The organism is Bartonella sp. 220B (assembly GCF_026930205.1).
Classification (GTDB): Bacteria; Pseudomonadota; Alphaproteobacteria; order Rhizobiales; family Rhizobiaceae; genus Bartonella.
Genome location: NZ_JANHOI010000010.1, coordinates 1 through 26881 on the forward strand (window position 1 = coordinate 1; position 26881 = coordinate 26881).

Sequence of the window (26881 nt, forward strand, 5' to 3'; positions counted from 1 at the left end):
CAGACAGCCTAATTGGGGGAGAATATGAAGTTTTAAAGGTAAAAACCAACTTCCATCTTTCCCATCATTTTTTAATTCAGCTTTACGCGTTTCAAAAGTATCTAAAGCAATATCTTTTAAATAATGCAGATTACGCATTGCTTCGCGTTTTTGTTTCTCACGTTCTTTAATGGGGTCACGACCTTCACGCAAAACAGAACGCCACCCAGTTGCCAATTCACGGGCTTGTTTTAAAGAGACATCTCTTAAAGTACCCAAGCCCATTTCGCGACGGCGACCGTGAATGGTATAACGTAAAATCCATTGAGCACCACCATCTTTACGCTTATGAAGTAACAAGCCGGCACCATCATTATATTTGCCAGCCCCCAATGTTGCGACAGCCCTTGCATTAAGACGATTCATAAGAGGCATTTTTACTCCTTTCTTTAGAGTTTTTACCCACACATCAGCCCCGCTTGTGATGTGCAAGGGGATGGTTTTGATTGATTCAAAATGAAATGATTTGAGATGAGAGAATCTTAGGATATTCGGGGGTCTAATTCAATATGCAAAACAGTAAATTATCTTTATAAATCAATGCGTTGTTCACAGTCAACGACGCATCTTCGTTTTTTTATGTATGACGAAATCAAGCCTGAATATCACGCACGGATGCAATTCCAAATGGCATGCACAGGACGCAAATGGTGTCATTTCATTAGTTATAATCTGCAATTTTTAGGCAGATCTACTGGTTTGAGAATGAAAATCAAACGCATCCTCCGTGATGAAGAACACATTGAGGAGATTAATAAAGCTGTTGAAGCCTTTTTAGCAGAAATAGAGCAAGACATGAAAAAGATTTTGACAAAAGCTGCTTAACTCTATGGGGGGTGCTCTCTCCTCCCAGCACCCCCACCCATTATATAACATAAAAGAGTGAAAGGTCATGAGATGATATTTGATGATGGCGATAGATATGTGACGACACGCGAATGTGCAGAGCTTTTTAGCGTATCAACAACAACGATTCGCAATTGGGTGCTTCAAGGAGCATTTCCTGAACCCTATAAACTAGATAGAGCAGTGAGGTGGAGAAAGAAAGAGATTTTGGCATTCACTCCAAAGAAAAATAAGGAGCAAATAAGAACAATATAGATAAAGTTGTATAAATTGTAGAAGGTGGTCTGAAAATTGCCAATTAAAGAAAAAATCTATATATTTCAATATATTCAAAGCAAAAAGTGGTGCCGCATGCCGGATTCGAACCAGCGACCCCATCATTACGAATGATGTGCTCTACCAACTGAGCTAATGCGGCCTAGGTTTATATATAATGAGATAACAGCCAGTTTGAGGGTAATAGCCAAAAGTACATACAAAAGCAAGTATGCATTTTTTTCAATAATTTATAATATGCTGTAATTATTGAGGGAGGAGGAAGGAAATACAAGGGCTTAAGAACAGAACAATATTTTTCTTTGGAGAGGAGAAAATGATGGCAGGATATTTTTATAAAGATATTTTCTTCTATCAAAGAAAAAAATATTGACTGAATGATTAGGGGAGTAAAAAATATCATCAACCTTTATTATATGAAGATAAGATCAGTGGAATGAGTGGAAAAATGACTTCTCATTCTTATAAAAATAAGAATAAAAAGAGGACTTAATAACTTAAATATGTTTTTCTATTTAAGATGGAGTTAAAAGTCATGTCGGATGAAAATAGGCTAATAGAATTAGAAACGAAGCTAACTTATCAGGAAAAGCTTATTGACGAGCTTTCTTACGTGGTAACGGAACAATGGAAAAGTTTGAATGAGGTATCTAAAAAAATTAATGTTTTAATGAAGAAATTTTCGGATTTAGAAGAACAGAAAGTTTTTGAGGATATTATTCTATCTTCATCTCATCAATAGAGGTGTTAGATATTTTTTTGAAGTTTTCAAATTTTTCCAGTAATCACGTTTTGATTTTTTTCAAAATATAATAAAGTGCAAACTATAATGATGTGAATTTTCGTCGCAATTATAGTTATTTAGTGCCCAGTTTTTTATTTAAAGCGCTCTATTAAGAGTATAAGATAGCCTTTTATAAGAATTCAGAATTTCCTTTCATTATTTGAAAAAAATTTTAACTTTACTGCGGAAGGCATTTCCCATATGCAATTCATGGTACTGAAAAACAGAATAAACTTTTCGAGGAGGAAATTAGTAATCAGCTCTTAACATATTTTCTCTCTGTACAGGCTTTCCTTATAGATGGAATAAAAAGATTAAATACAGAAAATTAATGAAAATGAGTAAACATTGCAGTTCTCTATAGCAATTATGAGCTGAGTGGATATTATGCAAATAAGGCGCTTTTAAGTTATTCCTATTCAGCCATTTTGATAGAATAAAATTCTCAAAGGTGTGTTGTATATGATACAATAAATTTTAAAGGAATTTTTTCAATTCTAAATATATTTTCCTTCTATATATGTTTTTTTATAAAAAGGTTTATGTTTCTCGTAATTCAAGATGCGACATATTATTGCGCAAGCACTAAAGATAATCCATGCTGGTAAACAAGTAAAAGTAATACAAATTGAAGATAAAAAAGTTGGTACGGTATTATGTAGAAATTGGTTAAGACAATAGATGTCTGTTTGCAGAAAGTTTGCTAGCACTTTATTAAAAGGGGTGGTGACCCAATGTGATGTTCTCACAGAGTGTATACTATCAATAGCGAATATTATAATTGTTAGTGTAAAGAAAATTAAAGTCATTAATTTGAATAAAGGGCGGAGCATACTTCTTCCTATAATTTTAGCGGAATATTTACATAATACATAGGAAAATAAGGGGTTGCATTATGATCCCAAAAAAGTTTACATTGCTCCTATTTTCTTGAAAAAGATGCGTAAAAGCGAGGGGTATTTTATCTTAAAAATTTAGATTAAATTTAACAAAGATAAAGATAACAAAGATGATGAGGGAGGAATGATGTTTGAGGAAAAGCACAATGAATTGAAGCGTAATCTCCAAAATCGTCACATTCAAATGATTGCTTTAGGTGGGGTTATTGGAACAGGTCTTTTTTATGGGTCAACAGAGTCTATAAAATTAGCTGGACCTTCAGCTATTCTAGCATATCTTTTTGGAGGACTTATTATTTATTTCATCATGCGAATGCTTGGTGAGATGTCAGTAGAAGAGCCAACATCAGGTGCCTTTAGTTTTTTTGCCTATAAATATTGGGGGGGGATAGCTGGTTTCATAACAGGTTGGAATTATTGGTTTCTTTATATTCTTGTTAGTATGACTGAACTTACGGTTGTGGGATTTTATCTTGATCATTGGATTTTGATTGATCACTGGAAGTCATCTTTTATCGTTCTTTTGCTTGTAACATTGGTTAATTTGTTGAATGTTCGTTTTTATGGCGAATTTGAATTTTTCCTAGCTTTGATTAAAGTGATTGCCGTTGTTGGTATGATTATTTTTGGAATTTTTCTTATTCTCACCGGAATAGATGGATATCAAGTGGGAGTTCATCATCTTTGGGCCCATGGTGGTTTTTTTCCTTATGGTGTAACAGGGGTTGTTTTGGCTACATGCGTAGTGATGTTCTCTTTTGGAGGAACAGAATTAATTGGTATTGCTGCGGGAGAGGTATCAAATCCACGAAAGACAATACCCATTGCTATTCGTAAAGTAATGTGGAGAATTATCATTTTTTATGTTGGTTCTATTGGCGTCATTATGATGATAAGTCCGTGGAATACGATTGGAAAAGATGGTAGTCCTTTTGTCACTATTTTTACAACTGTTGGAATTCCCGCAGCTGGACATATTTTGAATTTTGTGGTGATTATGGCTGCTATTTCGGTCTATAATAGTGGTATTTATTCCAATGGTCGCATGCTTTATAGTTTAGCAATACAAAAAAATGCACCACGTATTTTTAGTAAGCTTAATGCTGCTCATATTCCTTATGTTGCGATCCTTTTTTCATCGTTGTGTACTGCGATAATTGTTGTTGTTAATGTTCTTGTTCCCGATAATAGTTTTATGCGGATTATGGCTCTTGCAACCGCAGCAGCAGTTATTACTTGGGCTATTATTGTTATCGTTCATTTAAAGTTTAGAAGAGCACATAAGGACAAAGAAGGATCGTTTATTTATGCGTTTGGCCTATATCCTTACGCTAACTATCTTTGCCTCTTCTTTCTTGCTTTATTATTTTGCATTATGTTTTTAAGTGGCTTTGGAAAAGATGGGTTAATGGTTCAAATTTTTGATATGTTAGGAATGAGAGTAACCTTTTTTGAATCATATATTCCTGCACAGATGCCTGATATGAGCTTGTCGGTTATTATCATTCCTCTGTGGTGTTTGCTTTTGCTTTTAGGCTATAAGCTTAAGAGATAGCATTAGAGTAACATAAGGGGAGTGATTGGAAGAAGCCTTGGGGATCATAAAATTTAATAATGTTACACAAATTTTTGGTGATTTGTGCGTTTTAAGAGATATTACTGTAGAGCTTACAGAAAGACGAATCGCTATTATTGGTGCAAATGGTTCTGGAAAAAGTACATTTGTTCGTCTTATCAATGGGTTGCAGTTACCATCTCATGGTTTTGTAAGCGTTGATGGGCTTGATACAAAGCGTGATGCAAAAGCAGTAAAGCGTAAAATAGGATTTGTTTTTCAAAATCCGGATAATCAAATTGTTTTGCCATTAGTAGAAGAAGATTTATCATTTGGTCTTAAGAATTTAAAACTTAGTAAAGATGAAATTAAAGAGTGTGTAGATGAAATTCTACAACGCTATGATCTCCAAGCTTTCAGAAATCATGCGGTTCATTTATTAAGTGGTGGACAAAAACAATTAGTTGCCATTTCGGGTGTAGTAGCGATGAAACCCGATTATATTATTTTTGATGAGCCAACAACATTACTTGATTTGCAAAATAAGCGTCGTATTACGCAAGTTATAGAAGAATTATCACAAACGGCGATTGTCGTATCACATGATTTGGAGTTTTTGAAAAAGTTTGATAGAGTGTTGGTTTTTGATAAGGGGGAAATAGTTGTTGATGATGTACCTTTTGTTGCTATCAAAGAATATACGAGAAGAATGTCGTGATTGGCTTATATCTTCATCAAGATACATTTCTGCATAGGCTTAGACCAAGTATTAAATTGTTATTTCTTGCAGTATGTGGAACCACTCTATTCATGGTTTCATCTGTAGCTGTGCTCTCGTTGTTTTTATTGTTTGTGGCTTTGTTGTATAGAGTTGCAAAGATCTCTTTCAACAATGTTGTAAAACAGCTTAAATCTATGAGCTTATTTTTAATACTTATATTTGTTTTTCAAGTTTTTTTTAAGAATTGGCTTGAAGGTGTTGAGGTTGTATTACGCCTTATTATTCTTTTTTCTTTATCACTACTTATTTCATTCACGACAAAAGTTTCAGATATGGTTGACTCGATTCAAGTAGGGCTTCAGCATTTTCGTTGTTTTGGTATAAACCCATCAAAAGTAAGTATGGTTATCTCCATGGCGATCAGGTTTATCCCTCTTTTGAGTGAGAAATTTTATGAAGTACGTGAAGCACAGCGCGCGCGCGGATTTGATAGCAACATTTTCGCTCTTGCAATGCCCCTTATTATACGAACTATCAAGATGGCTTCAGAGGTAGCTGAAGCCTTAGAAGCACGCTGTTATGACAGTACTACTGATAGTAAAGTCTAGTGTCGATATAAACATTTACAGTAAAGGAATAATTTAATGAATACAAAAGATTTATCTTATATCGCCCTATTTGCTGCTATTTATGCAGTTTTGGGTTTATTTCCTCCTATTTTCCTTCCTTTTCTTCTTGGAGTTCCTATTACAGCACAATCGATGGGACCGATGCTAGCAGGATCTATACTCGGAGCAAAAAGAGGCGCTTTAGCATCGCTTCTTTTTCTTGTTCTTATTGCAATTGGGTTACCTCTTTTGCCTAATGGTCGTGGTGGAATGAGTGTTTTTTTAGGAGCTACGGGTGGTTATCTGATAGGTTTTCCATTTGCTGCATTTTTTATTGGTTTTATGGTTGAGTTGTTTTGGCGGCGGCTAAATTTTATAACATTGTTTGTAATAAATGCTGTAGGTGGTGTTGGGATTGTTTTCCTTTTTGGAATACCATGGATGGCTTATGTTACTCAGACTCCTTTGCTGACAGCTTTAATAAGTACATCAGGTTTTTTGATTGGCGATTTTCTGAAAGTGTTGATAGCATCCTTTGTAGCGCTTACAGTTAAAAAATCTGTCCCTCTTATTGTATCCAGAAAAGGGTAATTTCACTTAAACAAAGAAAATATGTAAGATAAAAGAACATGTTGTAAGTGATGGGAAAAAAGATCATATTTATTTACAAAATCATCTATTTAATCCCATTGCTATAGGATTTTGCCACAATCCGCCGACTATTTATAAGGTGGAGTTCAATCCACTTTATTTATTATTTCCACTAGCACTTCCAATGAAAGAGCAAGGGGAAACGATATTTGGTGCTGATCCTAGTACCGATAATTGTTATGGTAAGGCGAGTAAAGAGTGTATGGGCGTTATGGAACCTCTCATACTCTACCGATTTATTCAGTTTATTCGATTTTAGATAATGTAGGTTTAGGTTATTGATGAAGAAAAAAATGAATATACCGTTTAAACTATTAAGTACACGCACTTTATTAAGTATCGCTAGATCTAATATCGCTCAGCCTGCTCTAGGAGCTCTGAGTATGTGGTAGAAACCAAGTGCAGATTTTACTGCGGTAGGAAAAGCTCTATTAGAATGTGGAATGCCAACGCCTTATGATGATGAACCAGAAAATAGAAAGCTAAGCATTAATGCAAAAGCAATAATTGATGCTTGTATGATTCAAGCAGGATTCCGCTATAAAGATGATGGAGAGGGGTGTGGTGTTATACTTTTAAAGAGGACAACCTCCCGTTTATCGCCCTGGTGCTGTCTGGTGCTGTTATGCCTCAAAGAAGTGTTGAAAGACGTTTGAATAGCCCTTATTGTAAAAAGCATCCAGAATAAGATGAATGCGCACCTTAAGTCTTACTGGTGATAATGCACAGCCCTGCTATTTTTGCTTTCGCTTAAAATGGCAGGATTGTTTCTCCAATCGCATCCTTTAACAGCTGAGGATAAGCAGCATTTACAGAACGCTGATGGCACGGTTCCTGTTTCATTTGATGGGATTTTACACTGCCTGAAAAGGCCGCTGTTTATGCGGTTCAACATGCTAAAATAAAAATGATCCGATTTATTTTGTTATCTTTCCTCAAGCAGACTTGCTATATCAGGGCTGATGGTCGCAGGGTATCAAAAGTTTTTGGAAAATAACTTTTGGGGTTTGACCAATTCCACACAAGAAGAAAAAGATTTGGTGTATGATTATGATAAAACGGGATTAGAACTTTATGGACCAGCTGCGGTGGCATGGTATTGGGGAATATGCTGTATTTTTTCAAACAAGAAGGTGTGCATGGTTAGCTGACAATACGAATCTCAATTTCTATAGATAAGCCTTTAATACTTTGGTTGGAGACAATCAGCAGGAATGGTTCATATATCATCTTCACCTTGATCTTTATGGATATGATACAAGGGTTTGCTATGAACAGCTGTAAGAAGCAATCGCGAAACAAGTTGTGTTATAGTTGATGTCTTGCAAAGTGTTTTATAAAAAGCCAGTATATCTTTTCCAATCCATAACAGGTATATTTTTGATTTTATGGCGTTGTTTCCCTAAGAGAGTTTTTTTCTGTTGTTTGTAAATCAACACCCAATCCCGATGCAGCAGCATGTTTGAAACAAAGATTAAGATGGTTTAGTGCAGCACGAGCTACTCCAGCTTTTGATGCCGATAGGGGTAAGCATATTGCGTATATCGGTTTGTGTAATTTCTGAAACCGGTAGACAGCCTAATTTGGGAAGAATATGAAGTTTTAAATGTGAAACCAGCCTCTATCTTTACTATCATGTTTGAGTTCTGCTTTACGATGTTCAAAAGTATCTAAAGCAATGTCTTGTTCAATGCTCTTCTAATAATACCAATGATTGTAATGGTTGCAGATAAAAAATCAGTTAGAAGTTTCAAAACTCTTTAGTATAAAGAGAGCTTCATTATGCTTTTTTTCATTCGACTGATGTAAAGTTTTTATTTATAATGAAATAAACATATATTTTTCAATTTATTTAACAGATAAATCTCATCTATATTTATATTATTTTTAATTCAATAATATAAATATAATTTTATACATAAAAAATAAATTTAATATTATTTATCTGTTTAAATTTTTTCTATTTTATTATTTTTATATTTAATTAATAGTTTTTCCCATAAAAGTGTTGTCTTCGTTTTTTCGTTATGAATTTGCTCTTATGGTAGGATGTAGATGAAAAAGCTATGGGTCGAGGTTTTGTTAAGAGCTCAAAGCATAAAGCACCAGCAAAAGGCTGTACTGTTATCAGTTTCACTTCTACTTTATCACTGAGTTGATAGCCTTTGTGGCTACGCTTTCCTACAAGAATATGTTGTACTTCATCAAAATAATAATAATCATTTTTAAGAGTAGAAATAGGCACAAAACCATCCGTATTGAGTTTATCTAGTGAGATAAAAAGACCCGCTTTTGTAACACCAGAAACACGGCCTGTGAAAATACGACCTATTTTGTTGGTTAAATAATGTGCAATAAGCCGATCAATGGTCTCTCTTTCAGCTATCATTGCACGACGTTCATATAAAGAGATTTGGGTAGCTATTTCAGCAAGATTTTGTTCTTGTGTTTCCGTTAATGGATCATTCCCTAATTTTAAGGCTTTAATGAGTGCGCGGTGAATAATAAGATCAGCATAACGACGGATCGGTGATGTAAAATGTGTATAGTTGCATAAGTTCAAACCAAAATGTCCGATATTTTTAGGATTATACTCGGCTTGAGATTGTGTACGCAAAATAACCTGATTGACCAATTCTTGTTGTTGGGTATTCATGACTTTTGCTAAAATGCTATTCAGGCGTGCTGATGTAAGTTCTACACCTCGAGAGAGTGATATACCTAAACTCTGAAGGAAATTTCGCAGTATTTCTTGTTTTGCAAGAGAGGGTTTATCGTGGATACGATAAATGAGGGGCTGATGATATTCTTTTAATGTTTCAGAAGCGGAAATATTCGCTTGTATCATGAATTCTTCAACCAAACGATGTGCTTCTAGATATGCCTCACTTACAACATCTTTGATGCATCCATTTTGATCAAGAATAATCTTTTTTTCTTCTAACTCTAGTTCCAGCGGTTGCCGGCGATTTCGTGCGATTTTTAAACACCCATAAGCTTGCCATAATGGTTGTAAGACATTTTCTATAAGAGGAGCAGTTTTTTTTGTTATTGTTCCCTCAGTGGCTAATTGTACTTCTTGATAAGAGAGCTTAGCTACCACACGCATCATAATTCGATGAAAACTATGTCTTAGTTTATGACCTTTTGAATCAAAAATCATACGAACAGCTAAAGCCGGTCTTTCTTTTCCTTCACGTAAAGAGCATAAATTGTTAGAAATTTGTTCTGGTAGCATTGGCACAACGTGATCAGGAAAGTAAATAGAATTTCCCCGTTTTAATGCTTCCTTATCTAAAGCACTTCCCGTTTTTATATAGTAAGAAACATCCGCAATTGCGACGACAATAATCCAACCGCCAGGATTTGCAGGATCTTTATCATTTGTTGCATAAACGGCATCATCATGATCTTTTGCATCTGGAGGATCAATTGTAACAAGCGGCAATTGTCGCCAATCTTCACGATTTTCTATCTTGGCAGGTTTTATATGTTTTGCTTGCTCAAGAACATCTTCAGGAAAAATATAGGGAATTCCTTTTGAAAGAAGAGAAATCATTGACAGCGTTTTTTCACTCTCAATATGTCCTAAAATATTCTTTATTTGTGCGCTTTTCAGTCCATAACCAGTATTTTTTTTAATTTCGACTTCAACAAAATCGCCAGATTCTATCTTTACTTTTGAAGATGTGTCGGAGATATCAATAATAAGCTCGTTCGTTTTACGATCTATAGGGTCAAGGCGCCATTGATTCGTTTTTAATTTTCGCACAACCCCAAATATACTCTTTGGTGATACATCAACCTTACGAATAAGACGCCCTGTATAAGAGGAGTCCGTTTTATTACGAAAAATTTTTACAAGAACATGATCTCCAACACCAACACTTGTTCCTTTTATGCGATGAAAAGAATGTATTTCAACATTTGGTTTTTCATCATTTTCCCATTCAAGAGGTTGTGCAATCAAACTTCCATCTTTATCACGTCCACTAATTTTTACCAAAGAAATCGGTGGTAACTTTCCTTTGTTTATTGCCTTTTTACGCTGTTTTGATATGAGGTTTTCATCTTTTAGCTCACGTAATACACTTTTCAACCAGATACGAGAATCGCCTTTTAAGTTAAAAGCTTTAGCGATATCACGTTTACCTGATCGGTCAGGATTCTCATTAATAAAGAAAAGAATTTCCGCCTTGCTGGGCAGGGGATTCACATTAACTGATTGTAAATGTTTTGTTTTTTTTGCGCCTGTAGCCAAAATTCATTTCTCTTTTCTTTTGGAAGAAACCCTTTTTGTTGTTATTTTTTTATTGGAAGCTTTCCCGGTTGTTTTTTTACCAGATTCTTTTGCTGATATAAGTTCTAGCGCTTCTGAGAGTGTTACACTAATTGGTTCTTTATCTTTTGGCAATGTTGCATTAATTTTGCCCCAATTAACATATGGACCATATCGTCCATTGCGTATGGTAACAGCGCCTCCATTTGGGTGCTCCCCTAATGTTGCAAGTGCTGCGGGGGATGTTCTGCTGCGCGTTGTTTTATTCTCTTGTTTTTCAGCAAGCACTGTAACAGCGCGATTAATACCAATATCAAAAACTTCATCTGTATGAAGAAGAGGAGCAGACTTGCCATCATGTGACAGATAGGGGCCATAACGTCCGATGGTTGCTGTGATCATTTTTCCTGTTTCAGGATGCGCACCAATTTCACGGGGGAGGGAGAGTAAGGACAAGGCTTTATCAAGAGTTATATTGTCTGTTTTCCATTCTTTTGGTAGCCCCGCACGCTTAGCTTCTTTGCCTTCACCAAGTTGAACATAGGGTCCAAAACGACCATTACGAAGAGAAATATCTTTTCCTGTTTGAGAATCAATACCAAGCATAAGTGGTTCATCATGACGCATGGCATCAGTTTCTTCTCCTGTGTCTGTTCCAAGTTGGTGGGTATATTTGCATTCAGGATAATTAGAACAACCAACAAATGCACCATAACGGCCTAATTTTAAAGATAACTGACCGTTTGAACAAAGCGGACAAGAACGGACATCACTTCCATCTTCACGGATAGGAAAGGCGAGAGGTGCTAATGTTACGTTTAAAACGTCAAGAACATTGGTTATACGGAGTTCTTTTATATTGGTAATAGATGCGTTAAATTCATCCCAAAAATCACGCATTACATCTTTCCAAGAAAGTTTTCCATCCGATATAAGGTCCAGTTTTTCTTCAAGATCTGCTGTAAAACCATATTCTACATAGCGATTAAAGAAATTTTCGAGAAAGGCGGTAACAATGCGTCCTTTCACATCAGGGATAAGCTTTCGTTTATCCATAACAATATATCCACGATCACAAAGTGTGGACAATGTAGATGCATAGGTTGAAGGTCGGCCAATTCCTAGTTCTTCAAGCCTTTTAATTAAGGAAGCTTCAGAATAACGGGGAGGTGGTTCTGTGCTATGTTGTATAGCTTCAACTTTTTCTTTTGTAAGCGACTCGCCTACGTTAATTTGCGGCAAACGTGCTGTTTCATTTTCTTCATTATTTTCTTCTTCTCGTTGATCAGCGTAGACAGAAATAAAGCCATCAAAACGAATAACAGAGCCCGTTGCACGTAAATTTGCGCAGTTTTCTCCTTTCTGTGCTTCAATTTCAACCGTTGTACGTTCAATTTCAGCAGAACACATTTGGCTAGCAATAGCGCGCTTCCATATTAACTCATAAAGTTTTGCTTGATCGCTATCAAGAAAATTTCGGACTTGATCGGGAGTGCGTTGAAAATCTGTTGGGCGGATAGCTTCATGCGCTTCTTGTGCGTTTTTTGCTTTTGTTGAATAGAGGTGTGCTTTTTCAGGAATATAGTCATTACCAAAGGTTTCATGAATCACTTTTCGTGCCGTCTCAATGGCTTCTGGTGCTATTTGTACACCATCAGTACGCATATAAGTGATAAGCCCTGCCATTTCACCATTCATTTCAATACCTTCATAAAGTTTTTGAGCAACTTGCATAGTACGAGAGGCTGAAAATCCTAGTTTTGAAGAGGCTGCTTGCTGTAAAGTGGATGTTGTAAATGGAGGAGAAGGATTTCTCTTTGTTGGTTTTGCTTCAACACTGAGTGTACGGTATTTTGCTTCCTCCAACATAATGCGAATTTGATCTGCTTGTTCTTGAGATTGAATGTCAAGCTTGCCAATCTTTCTTTGATTAAACATTGTTAATCTTGCCTGGAAACCATCATTTCGAATAGTTTTTAAGTTTGTTGTAATAGACCAATAATTTTCTTTAATAAAATGTTCTATTTCTGACTCACGATCACAAATAATACGCAAAGCAACGGATTGAACGCGACCAGCTGAACGTGCACCGGGAAGTTTACGCCACAAAACAGGAGAAAGTGTAAAACCAACAAGATAGTCAAGAGCACGACGTGCAAGGTAGGCATCCACGAGTGATGTATCAATATCACGCGGATTGCTCATGGCATCAAGGACAGACTTTTTGGTAATAGCATTGAAGACAACCCGTTTAACAGGTTTATCCTTTAAAACTTTTTTTTGACGAAGAATATCCAGAATGTGCCATGAAATGGCTTCCCCTTCACGATCAGGGTCCGTTGCTAAAATAAGACTATCGGCTTCTTTGACGGCTTTTGCTATTTCATTTAAGCGCTTAGTAGCAGTAGAATCTACACTCCATTTCATAGAAAAATCTTGATCGGGTAAAACGGAGCCATCTTTTGCAGGTAAATCACGAACATGTCCAAATGATGCGACGACTTTGTATTGAGATCCAAGATACTTATTAATTGTTTTTGCTTTTGCTGGAGATTCAACGATAACGATATTCATAATTTTACCCGAATGTTGAAATAAAAATCTTCCTTATAAACTCCTTTCATAGGAATAGCTAATGGCAATTTATTAAGAGCACATAAAAAAACATTAGCCATATAAAAAACATTAATATTGTACAACTTGTAATTGTTATTATTAAAATACACCCTATATAGAATTACACGATTTATTTTCCACTGTTAATACAATAACATACGGCGAAATACTAAGATAACGTCTATTGAGAAACAGGAGGGGAAATACTCAGGGATAGAGGATTATGTTTATAAATCATTTAAAAGTTATCCAATATATTACAGATATGTCGAAGCAAATGAATCAAATGGCGCGTCAAGCACATAGCCCGCTTTTGGCGTTGCTTTTGGATATGGTTGCCAAAGAAGGACAAAGCATTATTAATAGTGCTGAGGCTCTTGGAGAAGATCCAAACTCGACAATGACACATAACCACCAGAGTGTCGAATGAGTTTTCCAGCAAGCTCGAGCTCCACCAGCAAGAGGTAAAGATTTGGGAGTGAAACACCTGAATGGGTGCTGAGTGTGTCTAAATCAATTGGTGTTGTTGAAAGAGCGGAAAGAACAGCTGTGCGTTCTTTATCATCTCGAAATGGAGAGGGGCTGCAGGCTTTTTCATCAGGTAAATTAAAACACTCCTTTTCGAATTGTAAAGAAGCTGATTCCTCAAAAAAATTGAGTTGAGAATGTGTAGGAGTTGGGGTTAATGGTGTAAGTGCTTCTATAATATCAGAAGGATGTGTGGTGAGCAACGCGCCATCTTTGATAAGATTGTTTGTGCCAATAGATCTTGGATCAAGTGGAGATCCTGGAATGGCAAAGATCAAACGTCCCATTTCGGCAGCTTGACGTGCGGTAATTAAGGAACCTGATCGTGTAGCTGCTTCTACAACCAACAGTCCAAGTGAGAGAGCTGCAATAATACGGTTTCTTCTTGGAAAATCGATAGCGCGGGGTTTCCAAGCAATAGGCATTTCGCTAATAATTGCTCCTCCATGAGCGATAATATCTTCATGGAGTTTTTTATTTTCAGGAGGATAGATATGATCAATACCACCAGCCATTACTGCGACTGTGCCTGTTAATAGGCTTGCTTGATGCACAATGCTATCAATTCCACGAGCAAGTCCAGAAATTGTTGTAAAACCAGCCTCTCCAAGAAAATGAGCAAATTGAGCAGCGAGTTTTCTTCCGGCTGCTGATGCATTTCGAGATCCTACAATACCAACAGAAGGTTTCTGAAAAACGGAAACATTACCTTTTATGGCAATAAGCGGTGGTGATGTTTCTATCACCTTAAGAAAGGCTGGATAATCTGGTTCTCCTATACCGATAAAGCGAATACCTAATCGTTCGGCTTCTTGCATTTCTTTTTCTGCATCTTCTATCGTTGTTATCCGAAGAGATGTAGAAAGCCCACCTTTTCTACTCAGTTCAGGAAGTGCAGCTAAAACATTTTCTGCTGTTTTATAATGATCAATGAGATTGCGAAAACTTACTGCTCCAATGTTTTCACTCCGCAACAACCGTAACCAATTTAGGCGTTGACGATCTGTGAGCAGGATTCCTTTATTTGTCCCCGTTTTGCGTGCCAATCTTGTTTTCTTTCCCAATTAATAATCTAACGATATTGGCGTGATGTTTTATAATCACCAATATACTCATAGACAGCAGCATACAATGCGCATAGAAATAAGGATAGGAAAAATAAAAAAAGATTGGAGTGATAACCACAGCAATGAGTGCGGATAATGAAGAATAGCGTGTGCATAAAAAAATCACCATCCATACAACAATGAAAACAATTGCTGCTGGCCAGTAGAGCCCTAAGCACACACCAAGATAGGTAGCAACACCTTTGCCGCCTTTAAACTTAAGCCATATGGGGAAAAGATGTCCCAAGAAGGCAAAAAAGCCAGCCAGTGAAATAACAATACCATTCTCTATTGGATTACTTAAAAATTTTATTATAAGAACAACAACAGTTCCCTTCAAGATATCGCAAGCAAGTGTAAGAGCCGCAACTTTTTTATTTCCTGTGCGTAAAACATTTGTAGCTCCAATATTTCCAGAACCAAGAGTTCTCACATCGCCAAGTTTAGCCAAACGCGTAAAAAGTAGACCAAATGGGATAGAACCAATGAGATAAGACAACAGAAAAACAAACCATGTATAAAATTGAAAAAATATTTCACCTTCATTCATGAAAAATCTCATTTCGTTTGTTGATCGACTTTAAAAATTGATCGCCCTTTGACAAAGGTTTCAAGAACACGTCCTTGGAAGGGGGCATTTTCAAAAGGTGTATTTTTTGAACATGAATACAACTTCTCTGTAGAAACGACCCATGGTTCATGAAGATCAAGTAAAATAAGGTCTGCATAAGCACCTTTTTTGAGTGTTCCTGCATTGAGTCCAAAGAGTTTTGCGGGCGTCGTTGACAAAAGTTCAGTGAGACGTAGAAGGGAGATGCTTTCATCATGATAAAGGCGTAAAGCAGCACTCAATAAGGTTTCCATACCAATGGCACCAGCAGATGCCTCATTAAATGGTAAATGTTTTGTATCAAGACTCTGAGGATCATGAGAAGAGACAATAATATCCACTGTTCCATCTTTTATTGCTTCAATCATTGCTCTACGATCTTCTTCTGTACGCAATGGAGGCATAAAACGAAAAGAAGTATGATATTCACCAATGTCATTTTCATTAAGAGACAAGTGATGAATGGATACGCCAGCTGAAATCTTCTCACTTCGTTGTTTTCCTAAGCGAAGTGCATCAACAGAGAGTGCTGTCGATATTTGTGCGGCATGATAGCGGGTTTGTGTCAATGCGGCCAAGCGCAAATCTCTTTCAAGTGAGATGACTTCTGCTTCACGAGGGATTCCAGAAAGACCGAGCCAACTTGCTAGAAGTCCTTCATTGATAACGCCTTGTTCTGAGAGGTCCCTATCTTGTGTTTCGTGCATCAGTGGAACATCGAAGTCACGTGCATAGGTCATTGCACGCCGCATAACAGATGAATTTTGGAGTGTTTTTTTCCCTTCAGAAAAGGCAACTGCCCCTGCATCTTTTAGCAGGCCAAATTCGGTGATTTCTTGTCCCTGAAAACCTTGAGTGATCGCAGCAACGGGATAGATATTAACCGATGACATTTCTTGTGCTGTATGCCTAATGAATTTAACCAGCGCTACATTGTCGATAACGGGATGTGTCTCTGGCATCATAAGGAAAGACGTAATACCACCAGCTGCTGCCGCTTGGCTTGCTGACGCAATTGTTTCACGGCGTTCATTTCCTGGTTCTCCAACAAAAACACGGGCATCAACAAGTCCAGGTAAAATTGCTTTGTTTTGTGCATTAATAACCTCTGCCCCCTCGGGGATTCCTTGATTAAAGGCTTCTTTCCCAGCGGCTGTAATCAGTCCATTTTCAACAATGACAGTGCCAATTTCATCGATTGTACGTGATGGATCAATAATGCGAGCATTTTGAAAAACAATTGGCTTGGTCATTTTTTTTCTCCACTTGCTTTAAGGCGTGAAGCCAATAAAGTCTCCATGACAGCCATACGCACAGCGATCCCCATTTCTACTTGTGTGTGAATCATACTTTGTGGTCCATCTGCTATGTCAGATGCAATTTCTACACCACGGTTTATTGGGCCAGGATGCAGAATGATGCAATCGTTTTTGGCATAAGCCAGATTTTCTTTATGTAAGCCGAAATAATGGAAATATTCACGAATAGAGGGAATAAAAGAACCGGTCATACGTTCATGTTGTAAGCGTAGCATCATAATGACATCAGCATCTTTAAGACCTTCTTTCATCGTGTTAAAAACCTCAACACTCATATCGGCAATTCCTATAGGTAAGAGTGTTGAAGGTGCGACGACACGAACCTGAGCTCCCAAAGCATTGAGACTGAGGATATTAGAACGCGCAACACGTGAATGCAAAATATCTCCGCAAATTGCAACAGTTAATCCTTTAATACGACCTTTGGTTCTTTTAATCGTGAGAGCATCTAATAAAGCCTGTGTAGGGTGTTCATGGGCTCCATCACCCGCATTAATGACACAACAATCCACTTTTTGCGCTAACAAGGCAGCTGCTCCAGCACAACTATGGCGAATAACGAGTATATCTGGTTTCATCGCATTGAGGGTTGTGGCTGTATCAATCAATGTTTCCCCTTTTTTTACAGATGAGGTGCCAATAGCCACACTCATCACGTTTGCTCCTAGCCGTTTGCCTGCTAATTCGAAAGAGGATTGTGTGCGCGTGGAAGCTTCAAAGAAAAGATTAATTTGAGTGCGTCCATATAATATAGATTTTGTTTTATCAATTTTTTGAGAGAGGTGAACATTTGCATTTGCACGATCAAGCAATGTGTTAAGGTCTTGCACACGCAAACCTTTAATGCCTAAAAGATGTTGGTGGGGGAAAAGGGGAAAAAAAGTATCTTGAGTCATAGCATTCTTTTCTATCTCTCTCTAAACAGATTAAACAAGCATTTTTGTTTGAATATAGTAAATGTTTTTTAACTGCAAAACGACAAATAGTCTATGATATGAATGATTTGAATAATAGGAATATGCCTATGAGTGCTGTGTCTGCGCAAAATATCCGCAAAAAAAATGCGTTTCTCAGTGATACGCTTATGTTTCGTGTTGCTTCTACTTTGCCTAAATTTTTATTAGCAAGTTTTGAAGAAATAGGAGATTTTGTAGCAAGTCGTGAAGCATGGGAACTTGCCTCTTTAGCGAATCGTTATCGACCAGTCTTGCGCTATAATGATGAGTGGGGGAAGCCAACAGAAAAATTAGAGATACATTTCTCTTATCAAGCTCTTCAACAATATTCTAGACAAGCAGGTTTGGTTACTTCACTTTGGGAAAATACCTCCTCAGAAAATGGGGTACGCTATCAAGCGCGTGCTATTCGCTTGGCTTTATCGGCTAGTTTAGAAACAGGGCATTTAAATGAGGTTCTTATAACAAGTGCCGCTATAGCAGTTTTAATTAGTGATGTTGAGCTCTTCAAAAAATGGCAAAATGTACTTTTGTCACGTCAATATGATTTATCATCCAAGCCGATTAACAGCAAAAAAGCGGCTTCACTGACCTATGCTTTTGATGATGTCGAACAACGTGAAAAACACGCTTTTAATTTTCCAACTGTTAAGAAAATTTCTTTCGATGAAAAAGTTGGGCGTGATCTATATCGTTTAAATATTTCAAAAACCAATGTTATTAATCCTATAGTTGATGGATATCTTGTTAGTGCAGAATTAGATGGCCATTTAAGCTGCTTTTTAGTTCCACGTATGCAAGAAAATGGTACATTAAATGGTGTTATATCAATTCGTCATTTGATGCAGCGTTCTGGAGAATCTTTAACGCCAGAAGGTGTTGTTGATTTTCAGGGGAGTTACGGTTGGCTTTTGGGAAATGTTGGAGAAGGGCTTAAAGTCATTAAAGATATTGAAACAATGATGCGTTTTGATCAATCTATCGTATCAGCAGGTGTTTTGCGAGCTGCACTTCAATTTGGCATAGATTTCTTTCGGCAAAAAATGCCAGATCAACCTTTGCCCCCACTGACAGAACGTATTTTTGCAGATATTGCACTGGATATTGCTGCGGCACAAGCCTTGGTTTTACGTTTAGCACGTGCATTTGACAATGCTGCAAATGATCGCTCTGAAGCAGCTTTTGCACGGATTATGACTCCTATTATTGCTTATCACGTAAGCCAATTAGTTATACCTATTATTGGCGAAATTATTGCACAACTTGGTATTGAAAGCTTTATAGAGGGCAATCCATTATCACAAATGTTGTGTAATGCCCCTGCACGGATTGTGAGAAATAATTCTGCTAATCAATTGGTAAAGGATGCAATTCTCATTGCTAAAAAAGCACCGGGATTATTTCAGAAATTGTTAGAAAAAATTGCTGTTGATATTGGGCCAGCGGGTCCACGGGCAATGGAGATTATTAAATCTGCTGTAGAGATGGCAACGGCAAATGAGGGAGCAGGAAGATTTTTTGTCGAACAAGTAGCCTATGCAGCAGCTGCTGCCTCATTACGTTCTACAGATATAGAGCATGTGGCAAATGCCTATATGGAAAGCCGTCTTGGAGGACAATGGAGATCATCTTATGGAATGCTCATTGCACGATATAATGCAGGACATTTGTTAAATGTTCTCTATCCTTCCATATGATGAAGGTTTTTAATTCTGTTGAGAGCACCTTGCAATATGAAAGCGGCAGCAGCCGAATCAATTCGGGTTGCTCTTTTAGCACGTGAGACGTCCATTTCGAGAAGAGAGCGTTCTGCGGCGATTGTTGATAAGCGTTCGTCCCAAAAAACAAATGGAATTTGTGTATGTGCTCCCATATTGCTTACAAAAGTTCTGGTTGCTTGAGCACGAGGGCCTCTGCTTCCATTCATGTTAAGAGGCAGACCAATGATAATAACCCCCACGTTTTCACGATCAAAAATTTTTATAAGTGTGTGAGCGTCTTCCATAAATTTTTTTCGTTGAAATACAGGACGTGGATTTGAAAAAGTTAACCCCCTATCAGAAATTGCAATTCCGATGGTTTTTGTGCCCAAATCTAAACCTGCTATTGTTTGTCCAGGCAAAAGATGTGTCATAACTTCATTTATATCAATAATAGCCATATGGTTTCTAATTTAAGCCTTTTTCTTTTCAAGTTTATACTGATATTCTTTGTTTGTGTTATCAATATTCTTGCGCTTACAAACACAGCCTTGTATAGCCAATATAAGATAAAATAAATGAAGCAGAAAGGCACAGTATGTCTGTTGATAAGGAAACAGTCAAGCGAGTAGCACATTTAGCGCGTATTGCTGTCCATGATGATGAAGCTGAACGTATGACAAAAGAACTCAATGTCATTTTAGGTTTTGTAGAACAATTGAGTGAAGTCGATATCAGTGGTGTTGAACCATTAACATCCGTGATACCAATGGCTTTACGAATGCGAGAGGATAGTGTCACAGATGGGGATATAGCAGAAGATATCGTAGCAAATGCACCTGTTACGGAAGAAAATTTTTTTCTTGTCTCAAAAGTCGTTGAGTAATTTTTGTCTTTTAAAAACTTGAGAATCAATATGACCGATTTAACAACTCTCACAATTGCACAAGCCCGTGATGCTCTCATAAAAAAAGAGTTTAAAGCAACTGAATTAACAGAAGCTTATTTAAAGGCGATTGAATTGGCTAATCCAACTTTGAACGCTTATGTGGCAATAACAGCAGAACAAGCAAGAAAAATGGCTGCTGAATCAGAGAGCCGATTAGGTAGAGGGCAGGGGAGAGTTTTAGAAGGAATTCCGTTGGGGATTAAAGATCTTTTTGCAACGTATGGTGTTCATACTCAAGCTTGTTCGCATATCCTTGATGGTTTTAAACCGCGTTATGAATCAACGGTGACCGCTAATTTATGGCAAGATGGAGCCGTTATGTTAGGTAAACTTAATATGGATGAGTTTGCTATGGGATCGTCCAATGAAACGTCATATTATGGTCCGGTTATTAGTCCATGGAGGAAAAATCATTCCGATGAAAAACTTGTTCCGGGCGGTTCTTCAGGTGGTTCTGCAGCTGCTGTTGCAGCACAGATTTGTGCTGGTGCAACGGCGACAGATACAGGCGGTTCAATACGTCAACCAGCAGCATTCACTGGAACGGTAGGAATTAAACCAACTTATGGGCGTTGTTCACGGTGGGGAACTATCGCTTTTGCCTCATCGCTTGATCAAGCAGGCCCTATCGGGCGAGATGTCCGCGATTGTGCTATTTTGCTTAAATCTATGGCTTCTTTTGATGAAAAAGATTCCACTTCTGTTAATTTACCAGTTCCTGATTATGAAAGCTATCTTGGTCAATCAATCAAAGGAATGAAAATTGGTATTCCGAAAGAATACTATATGGAAGGAATGTCTTCTGAAATTATTGATCTTTGGCAAAAAGGAATAAGTTGCTTAAAAGAAGCCGGTGCTGAAATAAGCGATATTTCATTACCCCATACAAAATATGCTTTGCCTGCTTACTATATTGTTGCTCCTGCAGAAGCATCTTCTAATTTGGCACGCTATGATGGTGTCCGTTTTGGCCTTCGTATACCAGGTAAAGACGTTATTGAAATGTATGAAAAGACCCGTTCATCTGGTTTTGGTGATGAAGTAAAACGTCGTATTTTGATAGGTACTTATGTTCTCTCATCAGGTTATTATGATGCTTATTATTTAAGAGCTCAAAAAGTGCGAACATTGGTAAAGCGTGACTTTGATCAATGTTTTGCTTCTGGTATTGATGCTATCCTCACACCGGCAACACCAACCGCTGCTTTTAGTATTGCTGATGAAAAAATAAAAAATGATACTGTAGCAATGTATCTCAATGATATTTTTACTGTACCTGTTAATATGGCTGGTTTACCAGGCATTTCTGTTCCTGCTGGTCTCTCATCAAATGGTTTACCACTTGGATTACAATTGATTGGTAAGCCTTTTGCTGAAGAAGTGATTTTTCAGATAGCACATATTATAGAACAAGCAGCAGGCGTGTTTAGCGCAAAGAAATGGTGGTCATAAAGAGCTCTTAGGAGTTTATGAAAGAAATTTTATCAAAAAGCGTTATTTTTTTGAATCAAGGAGAGGTTTTAAAAAGGATGCTCTTCGTTTTTAAAGACTGTACAGTTTTCATCCGCCAAGATATGCTTCTTTAACACGTGGATCAAAGAGCATCATTTTACCTTCACCATGAAATAGAACATGTCCGACCTCGAGAATATAAGCATAGTCAGCAATAGAAAGCGCAGCAAATGCATTTTGCTCAATAAGAAGAATGGTTTTTCCCATATTATTAATTTTTTGGATAATCGAAAAAAGTTCTTTTACAAGGAGGGGGGCTAAACCTAGGGAGGGCTCGTCTAAGATTACCATATCAGGATTACTCATGAGTGCACGGCCCACAGCAAGCATTTGTTGCTCACCACCAGACATTGTACCTCCTAGTTGCTTTGCTCTTTCACGTAGACGCGGAAAGAGATCAAAGACCCATTCAATATCACGAGCAATCCCTATCTTATCATGGCGAATATAAGCGCCTAGGTGTAGGTTTTCTAAAACAGTAAGGTGGGGCATGATGCGACGCCCTTCAGGACTTAGAGCAATTCCTAATCGTAGAATTTTTTCTGGTGATTTTTTAATAATTGATTCGCCTTTATAGGTAATTTCTCCACAAACAGATCGATTAAGTCCTGCAATAGAGCGCACAATGCTACTTTTTCCGGCTCCATTGGCGCCGATTAAAGTTACTATACTTCCCTTTTTTATAGACATAGAAAGGTTCTGGATAGCTTTAATAGCACCATAATGAACGTGAAGGTTTTTGATTTTAAGAATATCCATAAACATCTCCGCCAAGATAAGCTTCAATAACTTTAGGGTTGTTACGAACTTCATCTGGTGTGCCATTGGCAATACAACAGCCATATTCCATTACCAAAATATATTGGCAAAGTCCCATAACAACTTTCATATCATGTTCTATAAGGAGAATCGTAAGATCAAAGTCTTTCTGCACTTTTGCTATGAATTTTCTAAGATCCTCGCTTTCCTGTGGATTCATACCAGCAGCGGGTTCATCAAGAAGCAGCAGTTTTGGCTTTGTGGCTAACGCACGGGCAATTTCTAGGCGTCGCTGTACACCATAGGGCAGGGTCATTGCTGATTGATTGGCAAGATGATCAAGCTGTAGTCGCTCAAGAAGCTCCATTGAATTTTTACGAATTTCTCTTTTTTCTTTTATTGCTTTTGGAAAAAACAACGCGGAAGAAAACCATGGATATTTTTGTCGAACATGTGCTCCTACCATAACATTTTGCAAAACTGTTAATCCTGAAAAAAGGCGAATATTTTGAAATGTTCGTGCAATATGACGCTTGCAGATAATATAAGGGGGAGCTCCAGAAACTTTTTTACCATCAAAAAGAATCGTTCCACTTGTTGGAGCATAAAACCCAGAAATCATATTAAAAACGGTTGTTTTTCCTGCTCCATTCGGACCAATTAATCCAGTAATTGTTCCTCGTTTAATTGCCATATTAATATTATTGACAGCAACCAAGCCGCCAAAACGCATTACGATATTATTAAGAGAAAGAATGGTGTCGTTCATAGTTTTCCCTCAGTATTAGAGAGTTTCTTATGTGTTAAAAAGCTATAAATTCCATTCCATGAGAATTCATGTTGTCCCAACAACCCTTTTCTCCAAAACAAAATAATGACGAGCAATAAAAGAGAGAAAACAACCATACGCAGCCCAGGTGTCTCTGGAATATGTATAAAACCTAAGTCAAAAGGACTTTCAATAATGCGAAGCCATTCAAGCATGACGGTAATAATAATACTGCCAATAATGCTTCCTGTAATTGAACCAAGTCCACCAGCAACAACAATCATTAAAATATTAAATGTTAATAGGAAATTAAACATTTTTGGATCAATCGTTGAAATAAGAGCAGCCATCAATGCTCCTCCTATACCTGCAAAAAATGCACCAACAGTAAAGGAAAAGCTCCGGTAAAAAAAAGCGTTAACTCCCATTGTTTTTGCAGCGATTTCATCATCACGAATAGCACGTAAGACGTTACCAGTATTGCTTCGTAGTAAGAGGATAATAAAGAGAACTGTAAAGGCTAACCAACCATAGTTCCACCATAATGTCGCATTTTGAGGGATTCCTTTAATTCCTAAAGAGCCATTTGTTATAGATGAGGCATTCGTAATAACAATACGAATAATTTCTGCAAAACCCAATGTTGCAATTCCAAGATAATCACCACCTAGACGTAAGACAGGAAGAGCAATTAATAGACCGACAATTGCAGCAGAAAGACCACTGATAACAACGGCAATAAAAAAAGGAAACTGTAGATGATGTAATGGTTCAGCAATAGGGTCAAGAATCCACATCATTTCTTTTTGTTCAGGGGAAAGAAGTAAAATCGCACATACATAAGCACCAATGGCCATGAATCCAGCATGCCCTAGAGAAAACATACCGGTAAAACCGTAAATCAAATTAAGCGAAATGGCCAATATCGCATTAATAGCAATAAGATTGATGATACGAAGTGTATAATCATTAAAATGGTTATCAGCATAAAATAAAAAACCAATAAGAATCAAAATACTGATACAGGATAGAAAAGTTGTTACTGATTTTACCATTAGATTTTCTCCTGACTTTTTTTGCCCATTAATCCGGTAGGCATTATTAATAAAATCAGAATCAATAAAACAAAAGCAAAAGCATCTCGATATCCAGATAATGCGGGAAAGAATGCAATAATCATAATTTCAATAAACCCTAATAATAATCCTCCCAACATCGCTCCTGGAATAGAGCCAATGCCTCCAATAACGGCAGCGATAAAGGCTTTAAGTCCAGGAAGAACACCCATATAAGGATGAATTTGAGGATAGCGTAACGACCACATAATCCCCGCGATAGCAGCAAGTGCTGAACCTATGCCAAATGTAAATGCAATGACTTTATTGACAGAAACCCCCATCAAACGCGTGGTTTCAATATCATGTGAGATTGCACGCATAGCAAGACCAGGTTTTGTTTTATGGATAATCCATAACAGAGAAACAATGAGGACAAACGAAACCATGGGAACAATCAAAGACATGGGAGCAATCCTAATGATTCCACCTGCTCCTGCTTCTAAATGCCATAGAAATGGTGTTACAAGGAAATCCGGTTGTTTCACACCTTTGGGGACGCCACTAAAGAGTACAGTAGCGAGATTTTCAATAAAAAATGAAACTCCTATTGCACCGATAAGCACTGAGATACGAGGAGCATGGCGTAGAGGTCTATAAGCGAATTGATCAACAGTAACACCCACCGCGCTTGTGATAAAAATGGAAAAACACAAGGACAATATCCAAATCGGTGTAAAGTTTTGAGGGGCAATTTTAAAATAATAAATAAACCCTAAAACAAGGATTAAAAAAACACCACTCCAAAAAGTTGAAGGGCGCCTTTTGAATCCTATAAACACCGCATAATAAGTAAGGACTGCTAGTAGAAGAAGGAGAATAGCAGCCCAAGCAGGCATAAAGCTAATTGTGGAAAAGAAAACGAAATATGCTCCCAGCATAAAAATATCACCGTGAGCAAAATTAATGAGTCTCAATATACCGTACACCATAGTATAACCAATAGCGATAAGTCCATAAAGAGATCCCAATGCCAGTGCATTAAAAAAATACTGGATGAACATTTCAGTGCTCATCTCTCATCCTTCCACATTTGTTCATTCATACAGGATATAGAACAAGAAACCATCAAGTTCTCATTGAGGAAAAACCCTCAACTATTTCTCGAATTTTAACTAAAAAAATTGCTGATTTTTTAAAAAGCAGGTTTGATTTCATCTAAATAGACACGTTTTCCCCCCTTTATTTCAATTATACCAATAGGAATCTTAGGATTATGATTTTCGTCCATAGACATATCACCAAAAGGTGTTGGAAAATCTTTTAATTTGCTAAGTTCTAGAGTGATTTTTTCACGATCAGCACTACCAGCATTTTCAATAGCTTTCATAAACATCATATAACTCGTGTATCCTAAAACAGAATTGATATTTGGTTCTTTATCAGGATAAGCTTCTCTCCATTCAGTTGTAAATTCTTGTGCAGCTGTTGACATATTCGGCATGTCTTCACTATAGGGAAGTGTCGTATGTAAGAAACCTTCTGCAGCTTCTCCTGCAATCGTAATGGTTTCTGGATTATCCATAGCATCCCCACCCATAATTTTGAACTTTGCACCTAGTTCGCGCGCTTGCTTCATAATAATAGCACCTTCAGAAAAGTAAGATGGAATAAATAAGATATCAGGTTTTTGCGCTATAATCTGTGTAAGAACAGCTGAAAAATCTTGATCTCCAGAATTGTAGTTTAAATTTGAGATAACCTCACCACCTAGTTTTTTGAAAGCACGCGTAAAATAACTGGAAAGCCCAATTGCATAATCGCTTGAGATATCTTTGAGAACAGCCGCTTTTTTTGCATGTAAAGTTTGACGCACATAAGTTGCAATTCCGATGCCTTGGTAGGAATCAATGAAACAAGCGCGAAAGTAATATTTTTTACCTTGTGTAACAAGTGGATTTGTTGAAGATGTTGCAATGGTTGGAGTTTTTGCTTTTTCAGATATTTCTCCACCAGCCAATGAAAGTGAAGAGCCATAAGTGCCAATGATTCCACTCACTTTTTCACTTGCGGTTAAACGCATGACAGCATTAGCTGCTTCCACCTTATCAGATTTATTATCAATAATAATAAGTTCTACTTTACGTCCCAATATTTCTGGGACCTTTTTATGTGCCAATTCTATACCTCTAATTTCGAGCTGACCTCCAAATGCATTTTGACCACTTAACGGAAGGTAAACACCGATTTTGATAGGCTCATTCGCATAGACATTTGTTACAAGTGCCATGGTAGCTGCAACTGTAGTAAGGATTTTCTTTAATAACATTGTGCACTTTCCTGA

At 37.3% G+C, this 26881-nt stretch carries 24 protein-coding genes, 1 tRNA gene and 3 pseudogenes; 13 read left to right on the top strand and 15 right to left on the bottom strand.

Annotated elements, in window-relative coordinates:
* On the bottom strand, positions 1 to 414 hold a 414-nt coding region (locus NPX99_RS06710; RefSeq protein WP_269031111.1), incomplete at its 3' end, for an integrase arm-type DNA-binding domain-containing protein.
* Positions 415 to 579: 165 nt separating this feature from the next.
* Between NPX99_RS06710 and NPX99_RS06715 the strand changes: the two are divergent.
* Positions 580 to 864, top strand: a pseudogene (locus NPX99_RS06715) (lambda exonuclease family protein); the annotation flags it as partial.
* 72 nt (positions 865 to 936) lie between these two features.
* On the top strand, positions 937 to 1140 hold the full coding sequence (locus NPX99_RS06720) for a helix-turn-helix transcriptional regulator (RefSeq protein WP_269031112.1): 204 nt from the start codon (positions 937 to 939) through the stop codon (positions 1138 to 1140).
* Positions 1141 to 1227: 87 nt separating this feature from the next.
* On the opposite strand, the gene NPX99_RS06725 is transcribed toward NPX99_RS06720, so the two are convergent.
* Positions 1228 to 1303: transfer RNA gene (locus tag NPX99_RS06725), tRNA-Thr, on the bottom strand.
* Positions 1304 to 1696: 393 nt separating this feature from the next.
* On the opposite strand from NPX99_RS06725, the gene NPX99_RS06730 reads away from it, so the two are divergent.
* The 7 genes and pseudogenes from NPX99_RS06730 (at position 1697) to NPX99_RS06765 (ending at position 7067) form a co-directional block, all read left to right on the top strand.
* Positions 1697 to 1903, top strand: coding sequence for a SlyX family protein (locus NPX99_RS06730; protein WP_269031113.1), 207 nt, complete (start codon positions 1697 to 1699; stop codon positions 1901 to 1903).
* 1065 nt (positions 1904 to 2968) lie between these two features.
* Positions 2969 to 4399 carry an amino acid permease gene (locus tag NPX99_RS06740; protein ID WP_442864054.1) on the top strand — a complete coding sequence of 477 codons (1431 nt, stop codon included), beginning with the start codon at positions 2969 to 2971 and terminating at the stop codon, positions 4397 to 4399.
* Positions 4400 to 4436: 37 nt separating this feature from the next.
* A complete protein-coding gene (locus tag NPX99_RS06745; RefSeq protein ID WP_269031160.1) occupies positions 4437 to 5117 on the top strand; it encodes an energy-coupling factor ABC transporter ATP-binding protein in 681 nt (226 codons plus the stop codon).
* Positions 5114 to 5728, top strand: coding sequence for an energy-coupling factor transporter transmembrane component T family protein (locus NPX99_RS06750; protein ID WP_269031115.1), 615 nt, complete (start codon positions 5114 to 5116; stop codon positions 5726 to 5728). Before NPX99_RS06745 ends, NPX99_RS06750 begins: the two co-directional genes overlap by 4 nt.
* Positions 5729 to 5764: 36 nt before the next feature.
* Positions 5765 to 6319 carry a biotin transporter BioY gene (locus tag NPX99_RS06755; RefSeq protein WP_269031116.1) on the top strand — a complete coding sequence of 185 codons (555 nt, stop codon included), beginning with the start codon at positions 5765 to 5767 and terminating at the stop codon, positions 6317 to 6319.
* A 184-nt stretch (positions 6320 to 6503) separates the two neighbouring features.
* A complete protein-coding gene (locus NPX99_RS06760) occupies positions 6504 to 6638 on the top strand; it encodes a hypothetical protein (RefSeq protein WP_269031117.1) in 135 nt (44 codons plus the stop codon).
* Between the two features lie 34 nt (positions 6639 to 6672).
* A pseudogene (locus NPX99_RS06765) lies at positions 6673 to 7067 on the top strand (hypothetical protein).
* 534 nt (positions 7068 to 7601) lie between these two features.
* Here NPX99_RS06765 and NPX99_RS06770 read toward each other — a convergent pair.
* The 3 genes and pseudogenes from NPX99_RS06770 to topA all read right to left on the bottom strand — a co-directional run.
* A pseudogene (locus NPX99_RS06770) lies at positions 7602 to 8065 on the bottom strand (phage integrase central domain-containing protein); the annotation flags it as partial.
* Between the two features lie 298 nt (positions 8066 to 8363).
* Positions 8364 to 10640, bottom strand: a complete 2277-nt coding sequence (gene rnr, locus NPX99_RS06775; protein ID WP_269031118.1) for a ribonuclease R — start codon at positions 10638 to 10640, stop codon at positions 8364 to 8366.
* Between the two features lie 3 nt (positions 10641 to 10643).
* Positions 10644 to 13232 carry a type I DNA topoisomerase gene (gene topA / locus NPX99_RS06780; RefSeq protein WP_269031119.1) on the bottom strand — a complete coding sequence of 863 codons (2589 nt, stop codon included), beginning with the start codon at positions 13230 to 13232 and terminating at the stop codon, positions 10644 to 10646.
* A gap of 265 nt (positions 13233 to 13497) precedes the next feature.
* Here topA and NPX99_RS06785 point away from each other — a divergent pair, with 265 nt between their 5' ends.
* On the top strand, positions 13498 to 13704 hold the full coding sequence (locus NPX99_RS06785) for a hypothetical protein (protein WP_269031120.1): 207 nt from the start codon (positions 13498 to 13500) through the stop codon (positions 13702 to 13704).
* Here the strand turns inward: NPX99_RS06785 and dprA are convergent.
* The 4 genes from dprA to NPX99_RS06805 are packed head-to-tail and all read right to left on the bottom strand — an operon-like array spanning position 13634 to position 17733.
* Complete coding sequence (gene dprA, locus NPX99_RS06790) at positions 13634 to 14848, bottom strand: DNA-processing protein DprA (RefSeq protein ID WP_269031121.1); 1215 nt, start codon at positions 14846 to 14848, stop codon at positions 13634 to 13636. The two genes, NPX99_RS06785 and dprA, sit on opposite strands and share 71 nt — an antisense overlap.
* The gene (plsY, locus tag NPX99_RS06795) at positions 14823 to 15458 is read right to left on the bottom strand and encodes a glycerol-3-phosphate 1-O-acyltransferase PlsY (RefSeq protein ID WP_269031122.1); all 636 of its coding nucleotides are present in this window, start codon (positions 15456 to 15458) and stop codon (positions 14823 to 14825) included. Before plsY ends, dprA begins: the two co-directional genes overlap by 26 nt.
* A gap of 8 nt (positions 15459 to 15466) precedes the next feature.
* Positions 15467 to 16771, bottom strand: coding sequence for a dihydroorotase (locus tag NPX99_RS06800; RefSeq protein WP_269031123.1), 1305 nt, complete (start codon positions 16769 to 16771; stop codon positions 15467 to 15469).
* The gene (locus NPX99_RS06805; protein ID WP_269031124.1) at positions 16768 to 17733 is read right to left on the bottom strand and encodes an aspartate carbamoyltransferase catalytic subunit; all 966 of its coding nucleotides are present in this window, start codon (positions 17731 to 17733) and stop codon (positions 16768 to 16770) included. Before NPX99_RS06805 ends, NPX99_RS06800 begins: the two co-directional genes overlap by 4 nt.
* Before the next feature lie 128 nt (positions 17734 to 17861).
* Here NPX99_RS06805 and NPX99_RS06810 point away from each other — a divergent pair, with 128 nt between their 5' ends.
* The gene (locus tag NPX99_RS06810) at positions 17862 to 19490 is read left to right on the top strand and encodes an acyl-CoA dehydrogenase family protein (RefSeq protein ID WP_269031125.1); all 1629 of its coding nucleotides are present in this window, start codon (positions 17862 to 17864) and stop codon (positions 19488 to 19490) included.
* Here NPX99_RS06810 and ruvX read toward each other — a convergent pair.
* The gene (ruvX, locus tag NPX99_RS06815; RefSeq protein WP_269031126.1) at positions 19475 to 19954 is read right to left on the bottom strand and encodes a Holliday junction resolvase RuvX; all 480 of its coding nucleotides are present in this window, start codon (positions 19952 to 19954) and stop codon (positions 19475 to 19477) included. The genes NPX99_RS06810 and ruvX overlap by 16 nt on opposite strands.
* A 137-nt stretch (positions 19955 to 20091) precedes the next feature.
* Between ruvX and gatC the strand changes: the two genes are divergently transcribed.
* Both gatC and gatA read left to right on the top strand, forming a co-directional pair.
* Entirely contained in the window at positions 20092 to 20379 is a 288-nt protein-coding gene (gene gatC, locus NPX99_RS06820; protein ID WP_269031127.1) for an Asp-tRNA(Asn)/Glu-tRNA(Gln) amidotransferase subunit GatC, read from the top strand.
* Positions 20380 to 20409: 30 nt separating this feature from the next.
* Positions 20410 to 21894 (top strand): Asp-tRNA(Asn)/Glu-tRNA(Gln) amidotransferase subunit GatA, encoded by a 1485-nt coding sequence (gene gatA, locus NPX99_RS06825; protein WP_269031128.1) that lies wholly within the window; start codon positions 20410 to 20412, stop codon positions 21892 to 21894.
* A gap of 108 nt (positions 21895 to 22002) precedes the next feature.
* Here gatA and NPX99_RS06830 read toward each other — a convergent pair whose 3' ends face one another.
* The 5 genes from NPX99_RS06830 to NPX99_RS06850 form a co-directional block, all read right to left on the bottom strand.
* Positions 22003 to 22713, bottom strand: coding sequence for an ABC transporter ATP-binding protein (locus NPX99_RS06830; RefSeq protein WP_269031129.1), 711 nt, complete (start codon positions 22711 to 22713; stop codon positions 22003 to 22005).
* A complete protein-coding gene (locus NPX99_RS06835) occupies positions 22700 to 23482 on the bottom strand; it encodes an ABC transporter ATP-binding protein (RefSeq protein ID WP_269031130.1) in 783 nt (260 codons plus the stop codon). The genes NPX99_RS06830 and NPX99_RS06835 overlap by 14 nt, the downstream gene beginning before the upstream one ends.
* Positions 23479 to 24537, bottom strand: a complete 1059-nt coding sequence (locus tag NPX99_RS06840) for a branched-chain amino acid ABC transporter permease (RefSeq protein WP_269031131.1) — start codon at positions 24535 to 24537, stop codon at positions 23479 to 23481. Before NPX99_RS06840 ends, NPX99_RS06835 begins: the two co-directional genes overlap by 4 nt.
* Positions 24537 to 25613, bottom strand: a complete 1077-nt coding sequence (locus tag NPX99_RS06845) for a branched-chain amino acid ABC transporter permease (RefSeq protein ID WP_269031132.1) — start codon at positions 25611 to 25613, stop codon at positions 24537 to 24539. The genes NPX99_RS06840 and NPX99_RS06845 overlap by 1 nt, the downstream gene beginning before the upstream one ends.
* 119 nt (positions 25614 to 25732) lie before the next feature.
* Positions 25733 to 26866: an ABC transporter substrate-binding protein gene (locus tag NPX99_RS06850; protein WP_269031133.1), complete on the bottom strand. Its 1134-nt coding sequence runs from the start codon at positions 26864 to 26866 to the stop codon at positions 25733 to 25735.
* Positions 26867 to 26881 lie beyond the last annotated feature (15 nt).

Bases quoted from the DNA above. Each gene is read 5' to 3' on its own strand.
- NPX99_RS06720 (WP_269031112.1), top strand. From the start codon at position 937: ATGATATTTGATGATGGCGATAGATATGTGACGACACGCGAATGTGCA.
- NPX99_RS06730 (WP_269031113.1), top strand. From the start codon at position 1,697: ATGTCGGATGAAAATAGGCTAATAGAATTAGAAACGAAGCTAACTTAT.
- NPX99_RS06740 (WP_442864054.1), top strand. From the start codon at position 2,969: ATGATGTTTGAGGAAAAGCACAATGAATTGAAGCGTAATCTCCAAAAT.
- NPX99_RS06755 (WP_269031116.1), top strand. From the start codon at position 5,765: ATGAATACAAAAGATTTATCTTATATCGCCCTATTTGCTGCTATTTAT.
- NPX99_RS06760 (WP_269031117.1), top strand. From the start codon at position 6,504: ATGAAAGAGCAAGGGGAAACGATATTTGGTGCTGATCCTAGTACCGAT.
- topA (WP_269031119.1), bottom strand. From the start codon at position 13,232: ATGAATATCGTTATCGTTGAATCTCCAGCAAAAGCAAAAACAATTAAT.
- NPX99_RS06785 (WP_269031120.1), top strand. From the start codon at position 13,498: ATGTTTATAAATCATTTAAAAGTTATCCAATATATTACAGATATGTCG.
- plsY (WP_269031122.1), bottom strand. From the start codon at position 15,458: ATGAATGAAGGTGAAATATTTTTTCAATTTTATACATGGTTTGTTTTT.
- NPX99_RS06800 (WP_269031123.1), bottom strand. From the start codon at position 16,771: ATGACCAAGCCAATTGTTTTTCAAAATGCTCGCATTATTGATCCATCA.
- NPX99_RS06805 (WP_269031124.1), bottom strand. From the start codon at position 17,733: ATGACTCAAGATACTTTTTTTCCCCTTTTCCCCCACCAACATCTTTTA.
- NPX99_RS06810 (WP_269031125.1), top strand. From the start codon at position 17,862: ATGAGTGCTGTGTCTGCGCAAAATATCCGCAAAAAAAATGCGTTTCTC.
- ruvX (WP_269031126.1), bottom strand. From the start codon at position 19,954: ATGGCTATTATTGATATAAATGAAGTTATGACACATCTTTTGCCTGGA.
- gatC (WP_269031127.1), top strand. From the start codon at position 20,092: ATGTCTGTTGATAAGGAAACAGTCAAGCGAGTAGCACATTTAGCGCGT.
- gatA (WP_269031128.1), top strand. From the start codon at position 20,410: ATGACCGATTTAACAACTCTCACAATTGCACAAGCCCGTGATGCTCTC.
- NPX99_RS06830 (WP_269031129.1), bottom strand. From the start codon at position 22,713: ATGGATATTCTTAAAATCAAAAACCTTCACGTTCATTATGGTGCTATT.
- NPX99_RS06835 (WP_269031130.1), bottom strand. From the start codon at position 23,482: ATGAACGACACCATTCTTTCTCTTAATAATATCGTAATGCGTTTTGGC.
- NPX99_RS06840 (WP_269031131.1), bottom strand. From the start codon at position 24,537: ATGGTAAAATCAGTAACAACTTTTCTATCCTGTATCAGTATTTTGATT.
- NPX99_RS06845 (WP_269031132.1), bottom strand. From the start codon at position 25,613: ATGAGCACTGAAATGTTCATCCAGTATTTTTTTAATGCACTGGCATTG.
- NPX99_RS06850 (WP_269031133.1), bottom strand. From the start codon at position 26,866: ATGTTATTAAAGAAAATCCTTACTACAGTTGCAGCTACCATGGCACTT.